The sequence below is a fragment of the Flavobacterium sp. genome (assembly GCF_024642105.1).
GTDB lineage: Bacteria > Bacteroidota > Bacteroidia > Flavobacteriales > Flavobacteriaceae > Flavobacterium.
Window position 1 is genome coordinate 457,638 of record NZ_JAHEBT010000052.1, and the last position, 12,945, is coordinate 470,582.

Annotated in this window: 12 protein-coding genes; 5 read left to right on the forward strand and 7 right to left on the reverse strand. The window is 35.3% G+C overall.

The window, feature by feature from the left end; translation table 11 throughout:
• Window positions 1-57 precede the first annotated feature (57 nt).
• The 3 genes from Q0L65_RS07570 to Q0L65_RS07580 form a co-directional block, all read right to left on the reverse strand.
• Window positions 58-1,488, reverse strand: a complete 1,431-nt coding sequence (locus Q0L65_RS07570; protein WP_296684956.1) for an OmpA family protein — start codon at window positions 1,486-1,488, stop codon at window positions 58-60.
• Between the two features lie 209 nt (window positions 1,489-1,697).
• Window positions 1,698-2,351: a hypothetical protein gene (locus Q0L65_RS07575; RefSeq protein ID WP_296684958.1), complete on the reverse strand. Its 654-nt coding sequence runs from the start codon at window positions 2,349-2,351 to the stop codon at window positions 1,698-1,700.
• A 181-nt stretch (window positions 2,352-2,532) separates the two neighbouring features.
• The gene (locus tag Q0L65_RS07580) at window positions 2,533-5,682 is read right to left on the reverse strand and encodes a UvrD-helicase domain-containing protein (RefSeq protein ID WP_296685207.1); all 3,150 of its coding nucleotides are present in this window, start codon (window positions 5,680-5,682) and stop codon (window positions 2,533-2,535) included.
• A gap of 181 nt (window positions 5,683-5,863) precedes the next feature.
• On the opposite strand from Q0L65_RS07580, the gene rbfA reads away from it, so the two are divergent.
• Together rbfA and Q0L65_RS07590 are read left to right on the forward strand one after the other, a co-directional pair.
• Window positions 5,864-6,256, forward strand: coding sequence for a 30S ribosome-binding factor RbfA (gene rbfA, locus Q0L65_RS07585; RefSeq protein WP_296684960.1), 393 nt, complete (start codon window positions 5,864-5,866; stop codon window positions 6,254-6,256).
• A gap of 1 nt (window position 6,257) precedes the next feature.
• The gene (locus Q0L65_RS07590; protein ID WP_296684961.1) at window positions 6,258-7,457 is read left to right on the forward strand and encodes an FtsX-like permease family protein; all 1,200 of its coding nucleotides are present in this window, start codon (window positions 6,258-6,260) and stop codon (window positions 7,455-7,457) included.
• A 10-nt stretch (window positions 7,458-7,467) separates the two neighbouring features.
• Here the strand turns inward: Q0L65_RS07590 and Q0L65_RS07595 are convergent, their stop codons facing one another.
• The 3 genes from Q0L65_RS07595 to dusB all read right to left on the reverse strand — a co-directional run bounded on the left by Q0L65_RS07595 (window position 7,468) and on the right by dusB (window position 9,216).
• The gene (locus Q0L65_RS07595) at window positions 7,468-7,767 is read right to left on the reverse strand and encodes a helix-turn-helix transcriptional regulator (RefSeq protein WP_296684963.1); all 300 of its coding nucleotides are present in this window, start codon (window positions 7,765-7,767) and stop codon (window positions 7,468-7,470) included.
• A complete protein-coding gene (locus Q0L65_RS07600; RefSeq protein ID WP_296684964.1) occupies window positions 7,754-8,107 on the reverse strand; it encodes a type II toxin-antitoxin system RelE/ParE family toxin in 354 nt (117 codons plus the stop codon). Before Q0L65_RS07600 ends, Q0L65_RS07595 begins: the two co-directional genes overlap by 14 nt.
• Window positions 8,108-8,223: 116 nt before the next feature.
• Window positions 8,224-9,216: a tRNA dihydrouridine synthase DusB gene (gene dusB, locus Q0L65_RS07605; RefSeq protein ID WP_296684966.1), complete on the reverse strand. Its 993-nt coding sequence runs from the start codon at window positions 9,214-9,216 to the stop codon at window positions 8,224-8,226.
• A gap of 292 nt (window positions 9,217-9,508) precedes the next feature.
• On the opposite strand from dusB, the gene lepA reads away from it, so the two are divergent.
• From lepA to Q0L65_RS07620, 3 genes are all read left to right on the forward strand, one after another.
• Window positions 9,509-11,305 (forward strand): translation elongation factor 4, encoded by a 1,797-nt coding sequence (gene lepA, locus Q0L65_RS07610; protein WP_296684967.1) that lies wholly within the window; start codon window positions 9,509-9,511, stop codon window positions 11,303-11,305.
• 101 nt (window positions 11,306-11,406) lie between these two features.
• Entirely contained in the window at window positions 11,407-11,628 is a 222-nt protein-coding gene (locus tag Q0L65_RS07615; protein WP_296684969.1) for a hypothetical protein, read from the forward strand.
• A gap of 2 nt (window positions 11,629-11,630) precedes the next feature.
• Window positions 11,631-11,936, forward strand: coding sequence for a type II toxin-antitoxin system RelE/ParE family toxin (locus tag Q0L65_RS07620; RefSeq protein ID WP_296684971.1), 306 nt, complete (start codon window positions 11,631-11,633; stop codon window positions 11,934-11,936).
• Between the two features lie 8 nt (window positions 11,937-11,944).
• On the opposite strand, the gene Q0L65_RS07625 is transcribed toward Q0L65_RS07620, so the two are convergent.
• On the reverse strand, window positions 11,945-12,877 hold the full coding sequence (locus Q0L65_RS07625; protein WP_296684972.1) for a 1-phosphofructokinase family hexose kinase: 933 nt from the start codon (window positions 12,875-12,877) through the stop codon (window positions 11,945-11,947).
• Window positions 12,878-12,945: the final 68 nt, after the last annotated feature.

Here is a 12,945-nt window from a genome sequence, read left to right on the forward strand (position 1 = left end):
AAAATAAAAAAACGCCCTGATAAATCAGGGCGTTTTATAAAAAATATTTAAAGTATATTATTTTTGTAATACCACTTCAGTTCTTCTGTTTTTAGCTTTTCCAGCAGCAGTTTTGTTGGAAGCAATTGGTTTGCTTTCTCCATAACCAACCGCAGTTAAGTTAGCTGCTTTTATTCCTCTTTCGATTAAAGCATTTCTAACAACATCAGCTCTTTCTTGAGATAATTTTTGGTTGAACGCATCTGAACCATCGCTATCTGTATGTCCTTCAATACTAAATTTAGCCGTAGGATATTGTTTTAACAAAGTAGAAATCGACTCAATTTTAACTGGTACATCTTCTGATTTGAAAGTAGATTTTCCAGAGTTAAAATAGATTGATTTAGCTTCAACTTTAACACTTTCTAAAACAGCTGCAGTTACTTCAGGACAGCCTTTGTTGTTAGCAGGACCAGCTACTTCAGGACATTCATCATCTTTGTCAGCAACTCCGTCTTTATCAGCATCTGCCCAAGGACAACCTGCATTTTCTTTAGGACCTGCAACTGATGGACATTTATCATCTTTGTCAGCAACTCCGTCTTTATCAGCATCTGGACAACCTTTTAAAGCAGCTAAACCAGCCACTTGTGGACAAGCATCATTTGCATCAGTGATTCCATCACCATCAGCATCTGGACATCCATTTAAAGCAGCTAAACCAGCAACTTCTGGACATGCATCACTTCCATCAACAATTCCATCACCATCTGTATCAGGACATCCGTTGAATTGCTTTAAACCAGCAACTTCTGGACATGCATCTTCTTTATCATAAATTCCGTCTTTATCAGTGTCTTTACCTCCAAATTTAAAGATAAGACCCGCAGAGTGTTGAAAGAAAGAAGGCGCATCTACATTCGTAGCAGTTCCTCTTTCTCCATATGACTTTTTATATTTAGTAGTCAACTCTAAACCAACATTTTCAGAGAACCATAGTGTTAAACCAGCACCTGGATTAACTGTACCATAACTTGAATCCCCAAAAAATGAATACCCACCTCCAAGAGAAAGAGAAGGATCGATTACTTTAGACTTAATTAAATTCATGAAACTGTATTTTACAGTTGCATCAATTCCATAATACATTAAATCTCCAGGATTAGTTACTACATAACCGCGTGAATCATGACCCGCAGCAGTTGGATTAAAACTTACAAATTTACTTACTTTGTTTAAAGATCCTGAAACCCCAAAAGAGAAATTATCCCCAACATATTTAGAAACTCCTATGTAAGTAATAGATGGAAGAATGTTCCAGTTGTCTTTTACTGCAAATGGCTGAGAGAAATGACGATCTAGCCAATTATGCCCTCCACCAGCGCTAGTTTTAGTGTCAATGGCGTTAACTCCAAAAGAGATAGCCCATGGGTTGTTACTATCTTGTGCGTGTGAGCTTAAACCCATCACCATCAATGCAGCAACTAAAATTTTGTTAAGATGTTTCATACTTGATTTTTTAAATTACTTTTTAGTTATTTATAACAAAAGTAGTACGTAAATATCTAATAACAAAATTATTAATTGGTAAAATAATGTAAATAATTGAAAATGAATAAATTATATTTTCGTATATTATACACACTTAAAATAAAAAAACACCGTAAATAATTTACGGTGTTTTTTACTATAATTCCTTCTTGAGGTTATGATATAGATTATTTTCCTCCAAATTTAAAAATCAAACCTAATGAATGCTGGAATAAAGAAGGTGAATCTAAGGCTACTGCTGTACCTCTGTCTCCATATGATTTTTTATATTTTGTAGCTAATTCTAAACCTACAGTATCAGTGTACCAAAAAATAACTCCAACTCCTGGATTAACTGTTCCATAACTATTTTCCCCAAGAGAAGAATAGCCAAAACCAAGTGAAATAGATGGGTCTATTTGTTTTGATTTAATCAAACTTATAAAACTGTATTTAACGCTAGCATCAATCCCATAATACATTAAATCTCCTGGATTTGAAACCACATATCCACGAGAATCGTGTCCTTGAGCGGTTGGATTAAATGTTACCAATTTTGATATTTTGTTAAGTGATCCTTCAATACTTACAGAGAAATTATCCCCTAAATATTTGGAAACTCCAACATAAGAAAGTGGCGCAACAAAATTCCAATTGTCTTTCACAGCAAATGGTTGAGAGAAATGACGATCTAAAAAGCCGTGACCCCCACCGGCACTTGTTTTAGTGTCAATAGCATTTACTCCAAAAGAAACTGCCCATGGATTTTTACTGTCTTGAGCTTGAGCATTTAACCCCATAATCAATACAATAGCAATAATAATTTTGTTAAGATGTTTCATAGTTATTTTTTTATTAATGATTTTAACAAATAATTTCATATTTCTTAACAAAAATAGAATCATATTTTAGAAAAGCAAAACATTTATCAATAAAATTCAGCTTATTTCCTTTTTAACCTTCTAAACCTCCCTGATTTATTGTTTAAATCATGTACAAAACCAATATAATTCCTACTAATCCCTATAATTTACATACAACTATTTGAATTCCAATATAAATTATGACTTTTTCAACTACCTTATAACCGATATCTTCAATAGCTTTTTGGTAATTTTCTAATTGTTGTTCATATTTTGAATTAGGAGTACCTGTTTTATAATCTAAAAGAAAAACACTATTGTCAGAAGTAACAACCATTCGATCCGGTTTTATAATTCGACCCTGTTTTTGAATGATGGTTTGTTCATTCAACACTTGATTTCCAGGTGCAAAATGCTTCTTTAGTTCTTCATGTTCTACAATTTCAAAAATTGTTTGAAGTACTATCTCTTTTTGACTTGGCGCTATAAGTCCATTTTCAAGTGCTTTAGTAATGGCTAAATCAACATCATTTTTAGTTTTTACAAATGATAAAATTTCGTGAATAACATTCCCGTATTCAATAGCTTCTTGTTGGTGCGTTCCCCACATTACTGCTTCTCGTTGTGCAATTTTGATATTCTTTGGATTCAGCACTTCAGCCACAAAAGGAATGATTTTAGAGCTATCTTCATGTTTTTCTTCCGAGGATAATTTTGCTGAGTTCCCCAACTCATATTCTAACATATCTTCTTTATATATTCCTTGAGCTATTAAATAATTGATAAAAAAAGCACACATATTATTCTTCGGCACTTCGCCTTTGCCCGACAGATTTTTACTTGAAATAATATACAATTGCTCTTCGGCTCGTGTTAAGGCAACATACAGCACGTTAATATTATCTAGTAATTCTTCTTGTTTTTTAATGGTGTACAATTCCCGAGCATTTTCGCCAAATCCTTCTACCGCACTACTATTGTCAATCAGAACCTTAGGCAAACCCACGGTTGCTTCCTCGGCATTCAACCATAATTTATCTTTGGGTTTTCGGCTGTAATCTTCTTCTGCAAAAGGCATAATGACCACTGGAAATTCCAATCCTTTCGATTTGTGGATGGTCATAATTCGGACTGCATTGGTACCTTCTGGAGATGGAATGCTGAATTTCTCGGCACTTTTGTCCCAAAAATCCAAAAAATCAGCCACTCCCGCCTGATTGCGAATATCTCTTTCCAATACAATGTCTAGAAAATATTGCACATAACTAGAGGCGCGAAGCGCTGGGTCGAGAAACTTACTCACAATAATCTCTACCGCTTCATATAAGGACTTTTTACGGAGGTTTTGGAATGATAAGTCCAAATTAAATTGCAACAACCAATTTTCGAATTCGGTTTCTTGAGCCAACTCTTTGCCTTTGGCAATAAAATCATGCACTGGGAGTTGGTCTTGAGCGTGCAAAGCTAAATAATGTAAAAAATGGGCTTTGGCATCAATATCGGAGCTGTTTTTTAGGTATTTCAACAAATGAATAATAAAACGGACTTCGGTCGCATTTTGAATCATCAAGGTTTCAGACGACAAAAGAGGAACTCCTTGTTCTGTTAAATAATTAGCTACCGCAATTCCTTGTCCGCGTTTGCGAGTCAAGATGACAATATCTTTGTATTCAAAGCCTTTTTCGAGCACTGTATTGATGGTGTCCAAAGTAGCTTGTACATACATTTCGGTTTTGTCCAAAGCTTCACCTTCCGATTCGCCCGTTTCAGGAAGAAATGAAATATTGACATAGCCTCCCGTTTTAGTATTCACTTTTTGGTGACTGTGATTTTCATACAAATCTTTGTAATCAGGATGCTGAAATTCATTGGCCAATAACTTAAAGAAGCTATTATTGAATTCAATAATTTGGGAATGCGAACGGTAATTGTACTCCAGTTGGGTCAATTTCTTATCCGGATTATTGAACGGATTTTGATCTTTACTCAACTCAATAAATTGTTCGGCTTTTCCACCGCGCCAACGATAAATAGACTGTTTGGGGTCGCCCACAATCATCAAAGTACCTTTGTCTCCGTATTCATCTTGACCCGAAAGGGCATTATCAATAAGCGGAATCAAATTTTGCCATTGCATCTCCGAGGTATCTTGAAACTCGTCAATAAAAAAATGACGGTAGCGTTCGCCCAAACGCTCATAAATAAAAGGAGCAGGTTGGTTTTGAATTTCTCGATGAATTAAAGCATTGAATTCGGTAATGGATAAGATATTTTGTTCTTGTTGGATTTTAGCCAATTCATTGCTGACTGTATTCAACAACGACAAAGGCGTAATATTTTTTAAGAACGCTTTATAAAAATAAATCTTTTCAAATAAGGCGTACACTTTTGACAAAACGGCTAACAAATCAGGAATAATACTTTCAATTACTGCGCGGTCAGTTGCCGTTTTATTGATGGCAATATCATCCACTTCCTTGAACATTTTGTTCTTTGAGTTGAAACGTCCTTCTTGAATACTTATGATATGATTCGGAAAAGTGCCTCGCGAAAATGACTTTACATCAATGCCGTTTTGCGCAATTAAAGTTGCGGCTTCATTTCCTAAAACAATCGTTTCTTTTTCTAATTCGTCACAAACATCTGCGAGTTTTTTCTTGATTTCGAGAAATTCAGTAATGGATTTGTCTTGAAAATGAGTGATTTCATTTCGGTTGTTTTCATTCAGAACTAATTTTCCAGTTTCTAGAATTTCGCGCGAAATATCCCAAGATTTATCATCATCTGTTTTTTCCATGGTGAAATCGACCAACAAATTAGTCAGAATCTCATCTTCGCCAGCCTGAGCAATGATGGCATCTACAGCTTCAATCAATAAATTTTCGGTATCCAAAGACACTTCAAATGTCATGGGTAAATTTAAATCGTGTGCAAAAGCACGAATCACTTTGTGTGTAAATTTATCGATGGTCGAAATGTCAAAAGCCGCATAATTATGAATAATATGCTTGATGATTTGTTGCGACTTGGTTTTAATTTGGATAATGGAAAGTCCCGTATCCACCGACAAGTCTTGCATCAAATCTTGGTGTTTTGACGACGGATTTTCTGTAGCAAATGCTGATAAACTCCCCACAATACGGCTTTTCATTTCGTGTACCGCCTTGTTGGTAAACGTAATCGCTAAAATATTTCGATACGCATCATTTTTGGGCGAGGTCAAGATAATTTTTAAATATTCTTTGACCAAGGCGTAGGTTTTTCCAGAACCGGCTGAAGCGTCGTAAATCGAAAAGGAGTGTCTTTGCATCATTTGGGTTTATAATTCTATTCGGGTATTGAAAACGAAACTCCTAGCCCTGATTGAAGCGGCATCCTTTGCTGCCGGGGTTCGGCAGGAAAGATATAGCGTAAAGCAGGAATAGCTTCTCGAAATTTTGGTTCGATTTAAAATTTGTTCGAATAAAGTTTAAAAGTAGTATTTTTGCATCATGGAAACAAATAGACAGAAAAAAATAGGTGGGGTAATCCAAAAAGATTTGGTGGATATCCTGCAAGGTGAAGTGAGAAAAAATGGAATAACCAATTTGATTATTTCCGTATCCAAAGTCGCTGTGACTTCAGATTTATCTGTTGCAACGGTATATTTAAGCATTTTTCCTCAGGAGAAAGCGCAAGAAACTTTAGTAGCAATCAAGTCCAATTCTACTTTAATCAAACACGATTTGTCGCAACGTGTGCGTTTGCAATTGCGTAAAGTGCCTAATTTGGTTTTCTTTATTGACGATTCTTTGGATTATATTGAGAAGATTGACAAGGCCTTAGCCAACCGCGATAATCCGATTGAAAACAGAGATCTTTTAGAAAAACGCAGACAATCTTAAATTGAACTTCCCTCTTTATATAGCCAAACGATACAGCATCAGTACTAGCAAAAACAATGCTATTAACATCATTAATCGTATTGCTAGTATGGGAATTATTATTGGCGCACTGGCACTTTTTGTGGTGTTATCCGTTTTTAGTGGATTGAAAGAATTTAGTCTTTCGTTTACCAATGCGATGGACCCTGACTTGAAACTCAACTCGACTTTAGGGAAATCGCTTGTGATTACACCCGAACAAGAGCGCCAAATCAAACAAATTGACGGACTCGTTTCGTATTCCAAAATTATTGAAGAGCGGGTACTTTTTACCTTTGATGGCAAACAAGAAGTGACTTATTTAAAAGGTATTGACTCTTTGTTTACTAAAGTCAACCCCATAGAAAAAAATCTTTTTAACGGACAATGGCTCGCTCCGAATACTAACCAAGTAGTGGTGGGTTATGGCATTGCACAGAAATTCTCCATGGGGTTATTGGACTTCAACAGACCATTGCAGGTTTTTGTTCCAAAACCCGGGAAGGGTGCTATCGAAAATCCCGAACAAGCCTTCAATCAATCGGATTTATTGCCCATTGGAATTTATACCATCAACGAAGATTTGGATTCCAAATATGTTTTTGCTGATTTGGGTCTTGCCCAAGAATTGTTAGAATACCAACCCAATCAAGTGTCGGGATTGGAAATCAAAATTCAGAAAGGAATCAACGAAAAAGCCATTATCGAACACTTACAAACCATTTTCAAAAATACGATCACCGTTAAAAATAGAGCGCAACTGAACGAATCGCTTTATAAAATGCTGAATACCGAAAATATAGCAGTCTACTTAATTTTTACTTTGGTAATTGTAGTAGCACTTTTCAACTTAATTGGCGCGCTGATCATGATGATTCTAGACAAAAAGGGAAATTTGAAAACCTTGTTCAACTTGGGTGTCGAAATCAAAGATTTACGCAAAATATTCTTGCTTCAAGGTACTTTGTTAAGTGTTTTTGGTGGGGGAATCGGATTGATTTTAGGAATTGGAATTGTAGTGTTACAACAGCAGTTTCAATTGATTATGATTACACCTACACTGGCCTATCCAGTAGTGTTTACTGTAGAAAATGTTTTGATTGTGTTGGGAACAATTATCTCGCTTGGTTTTATCGCTTCGTTAATAGCGAGTAGTCGTGTGAGTAAGAAATTGTTAGAGTAAATCCGATTTTTTACAAAAATGTTAATCCGATTTTTTTGTTTAATCCAATTTCGAAAATTCTGATTAATGTTGAAAGTTGAATATTTCCTCTGCCATTTTCTATTCTAGAAATATAACTTTTTTTAGTTCCTGTTTTCTCGGCTAATTCTTCTTGAGTAATTTTAGCTTCTTTTCTTGCTTCTTTAAGCATTTCACTAATAATAAACATTTGAGATTTTTCTTCGTAACTATTTCTTGATTCAGTGCCAATTTTTCCGTGTTCAACCTCTATTAATTGGTTAAAGGTAGTGATGTTTTTATAGTCTTTCATGATCTTGATTTTTGTGTTGAAAATATTCTTTCATTAAAATTGTAGCTTTTTCCAATTCATTTTTCGGCGTCTTTTGAGTTTTTTTCTGAAAACCTTGAAAAAGAACCACTAACCTTCCTTTATCAAAACAGCAAAATATTCTAAAAATATTGGACTGATATTCAATTCTAATTTTATAAAGCCCATTAGTACCTGTAAGATGTTTTAAAAACTTTTCAGGCACTTTTTCAACTTGTTTAATTAATTCGAGAACATATTTTATTTTCTCTTTTACCTTTTCATCTTGATTTTGGTAAAATTCAATAAAATGATTTTCGTAAAATATAATCTCTCTATTCATTTAGCAAAGTTATCTCAAAAGTTAACAATAGACAAATAAAAAGACATAATAAATTACTATTCTTTTAATAATTTATTTACAAAAGAATTTGGTTATGAAGTTATTAGAGTAGAGTCTTACACAAACTCATAACCCACATACACCTCTTCGATTTCTTTCATCACACTAAACAAATCGTCTATCTCATCCGTTGTAACTAATTTTTGTTTGTAGTCTTTGAACGAATGAATGCCTTTAAAGTAATTCGTGTAATGACGGCGCATTTCTACAATTCCCAAACGTTCGCCTTTCCATTCCATCGACCAAATTAAGTGGTTTCTTGCCGCTTCTACTCGGTCAATAACCGTTGGTGTTGGCAAATGTTCGCCGGTTTTCAAGTAATGTTTGATTTCGTTAAAAATCCAAGGATACCCAATAGCAGCACGACCAATCATGATACCATCAATACCGTATTCATTTTTATAATGCAAGGCTTTTTCAGGCGAATCGATATCGCCGTTTCCAAAAATAGGCATTGTAATTCTAGGATTGTTTTTCACACGAGCAATGTGCGTCCAATCGGAATGACCCTTGTACATTTGCGCGCGTGTTCGTGCATGAATTGATAAAGCTTGTACCCCAATATCTTGTAAACGCTCGGCTACCTCATCGATATTGATAGAACTTTCATCCCAACCCAAACGGGTTTTTACCGTTACGGGTAAATTGGTACTATCAATTACCGCTTTGGTCAAACGCACCATTAAATCGACGTCTTTCAACACACCTGCTCCAGCGCCTTTGCTCACTACTTTTTTTACAGGACAACCAAAATTAATGTCAATCAAATCGGGATGGACGGTCGAAACAATTTTAGACGACAACGCCATCGCTTCTTCATCACCACCAAAAATTTGGATTCCAACAGGACGCTCGTAATCAAAAATATCCAATTTTTGACGGCTCTTGATGGCATCGCGAATTAACCCTTCTGAAGAAATAAATTCCGAATACATCATATCGGCTCCGTGTGTTTTACACAGTCTACGGAACGGCGGATCGCTCACGTCTTCCATCGGTGCGAGTAGTAAAGGAAAATCAGGTAATTCTATGTTGCCAATCTTGATCAAAGTGCTATTTTTTTGGCAAAGATAGAAAAATTAGATTTTACATTTTTTACTTCTAAACCATTAAGTTATTAAGGAACATTAAGCCTTAATTTTCTTTATAACTTAATGGTTTGAAAAAAATTAAATAGTAAAAGTTTTAACTAAAGAAAAGAGCAACTTGTATTAAGTGAACTTTTATTGATTCGTTACTAGTTTAATAAGAAGTAGTTTCCAAAGTTTTACCCTATATTTGCAGATTAATAGCGATACCTAATTGCTATTTATATTTTGAACTTGATATTGAAAGTGAATAATGAAACACATTAGAAATTTTTGCATAATTGCCCACATTGACCACGGAAAAAGTACGCTTGCTGACCGATTACTTGGCGCAACCCAAACCGTAACCGCTCGTGAAGAAAAAGCGCAATTGTTAGACAATATGGACTTGGAGCGCGAACGTGGAATTACCATTAAAAGTCATGCCATTCAGATGGAATATACCTACAAAGGCGAAGAGTACATCTTGAACTTGATTGACACTCCGGGACACGTAGATTTTTCGTATGAGGTTTCAAGAAGTATTGCTGCTTGCGAAGGCGCTTTGTTGATTGTAGATGCAGCGCAAAGTATTCAGGCGCAAACTATTTCTAATTTGTATTTGGCTTTGGAAAACGACTTGGAAATTATTCCAGTTTTGAATAAAGTAGATTTACCTAGCGCCAACCCAGAAGAGGTGAGCGACGATATTATTGATTTATTGGGTTGTAAACTAGAAGATATTATTCACGCTTCAGGAAAAACAGGTTTTGGTGTAGAAAATATTCTAGCTGCCATTATCGAAAAAATTCCGGCACCAAAAGGAAACAAAGACGAACCTTTACAGGCATTAATCTTTGACTCGGTGTACAATCCTTTCCGCGGAATTGAAGTTATTTTTCGTGTGATTAATGGCGAAATTAAAAAAGGGCAAAAAATCAAGTTCATGGCTACAGGCAGTGAATATTTTGCAGATGAAATTGGTACGCTAAAATTAAATCAAGTTCCGAAACAAGTAATTTCGGCAGGAGATGTTGGCTATTTAATTTCGGGGATTAAAGAAGCAAAAGAAGTAAAAGTGGGAGATACTTTGACAGACGCCAAAGACCCAACCAAAAATATGATTACTGGATTCGAGGATGTAAAACCAATGGTTTTTGCCGGAATTTATCCCGTTGACACCGAAGATTATGAAGACTTACGTGCTTCTATGGAAAAATTGCAGTTGAACGATGCTTCATTAGTTTTTGCAGCAGAAAGTTCAGCGGCTTTAGGATTTGGTTTCCGTTGTGGATTCTTAGGAATGTTGCACATGGAAATTATTCAAGAGCGTTTAGAACGTGAATTCGACATGACGGTTATTACTACAGTTCCTAACGTTTCGTATTTAGCTTACACCAAAAAAGATCCGGAAACCCCACTTATAGTGAATAACCCTTCTGATTTGCCTGAACCTTCCAAATTAGACCGAGTAGAAGAACCGTATATCAAAGCAACTATCATCACCAAAGCTGATTTCGTAGGAAACGTAATGAGTTTGTGTATTGAAAAACGAGGTTTAATCACCAACCAAACCTATTTAACTACTGAACGAGTAGAGTTGAATTTTGATATGCCATTGGCCGAAATTGTATTTGATTTTTACGATCGTTTGAAAACGGTTTCTAAAGGGTATGCGTCTTTCGATTATTCACCTATTGGAATGCGTACTTCTAAATTGGTAAAATTAGATGTGCTTTTGAATGCACAAACAGTAGATGCGCTTTCCGCATTGATTCATGAAGATAATGCGTATAATATTGGTAAAAAAATGACCGAAAAATTACGCGAGTTGATTCCGAGACAGCAGTTTGATATTCCAATTCAAGCAGCTATTGGAGCTAAAATCATCGCACGTGAAACCATCAAAGCCTTGCGTAAAGACGTTACGGCTAAATGTTACGGAGGAGATATTTCACGTAAACGTAAATTATTGGAAAAACAGAAAAAAGGTAAAAAACGTATGCGCCAAGTAGGAAACGTAGAGATTCCGCAAGAAGCATTTATGGCGGTATTGAAATTGAATGATTAACAATTTACGATTTACGAAGTACGATATACGAAGTTACAACCCAATAACGAAAGTTGTTGGGTTTTTTACTTTTGAAACGAATATTTTACTAAATTTGATTCATGGAAACTTTAAAAATACCTACTCCATTTAATCTGAACGAAATTCTTGAGGCAATAAAACTATTGTCTCCAAAAGATCGTTTAAAAGTAAATGATGTTATCTGGAATGAAGAAACTGAAATTCCAACTGAACATCAAAAATTGGTATTAAATCGCCTCTCAAAATCGAAAAAAAATCCCGAAAGACTTCTAAATTGGGATGATGTTTCTAAAGAATTATAGTTTTGAATTGGGTTTTAAAAATTGACATTGATGCTTTTAAAGATATTCAAGAAGCTATAGAATGGTATGAATTACAATTAAAAGGTTTAGGAAATCGCTACAAAATTCAAACTATAAAAAGCATTAATTCCTTAAAGAAAAACCCTTTTGTTTTTTCAATAAAATACAATGATATCCGTTGTAGAAAAATCGAAAAATTTCCTTTTTTAATCCATTATATTATTGATGAAAATAAAAAAATAATTACTGTATACGCTGTTTTTCACACTTCAAGAAATCCAGAAATTTGGAAGAAACGTTCAAAATAAAAATCATTTTATTTATCCTTCAGCCACTCAAACAAACGCTTCGCATCGTGTAATTGAAATAATTTAGTCCCTTCATTCATGGTTGCCGCAGAGCCACAAGCCACTCCCCAGCGAATGGCTTCTTTCAGGCTTTTATTTTGCGAAAGCGCCCAAACCATTCCACCCACCATACTATCGCCCGCACCTACTGTACTTCGCTTCACAACATTTGGAGCAGGCACAAAATCATAACTGTCTTTGGTAACCAAAACTGCTCCTTGCGGTCCTAGTGAAACCGCCACCAATTCAGCACCACCTTGAGCAATAATTTGTTTGGCTGCTTGATTAACCTCTTCCATTTCGAGTCGGTCTACCCCAATTAGTTTAGCCAATTCGCCTACATTGGGCTTAATCATATACACCCCTTCTTCCAACACATTTTTCAACGCATCTCCATAGGCATCGACCACTAATTTAATTTTTGATTGCTTGGCAATTTGAGCAATTTGTTTGTAAAAATCGGCAGGTAACCCTTCGTTCAAACTTCCACTAACCACTAAATAGTCACAATGCAATTGACGAACTATTTGAAGAATATTTTCTTTTTCTTCCAAAGTAATCGCTGCGCCTTTGAAACCAAATCGGTATTGCAAATTAGTATTGTCATCAACCGCAACAAAACTTTCGCGAGTCCAAGTCTGAATCGGAATTGTTTCAAATGCTATATTTTCTTCAGTCATCAAATTTTCAATCATTTCACCCGTAGCGCCACCCGAAGTAAAAATAGCTTTGGATTTTCCTTCTAAACGCGCAATAGCTTTAGACACATTAATTCCGCCGCCACCCGCATCAAATTGAGGATTTTCGCAACGTATTTTTTGTTCGGGAACCAACCCTCTGAAATGTGCACTTTTATCTAAGGCAGGATTTACTGTAAGCGTAACAATATTGAATTTTTCCATTTTTAACGGATTTTATATCTATAAAGATGCAAAAAAATTGGCAAATAGCCGTACAAAAACTTTGTATA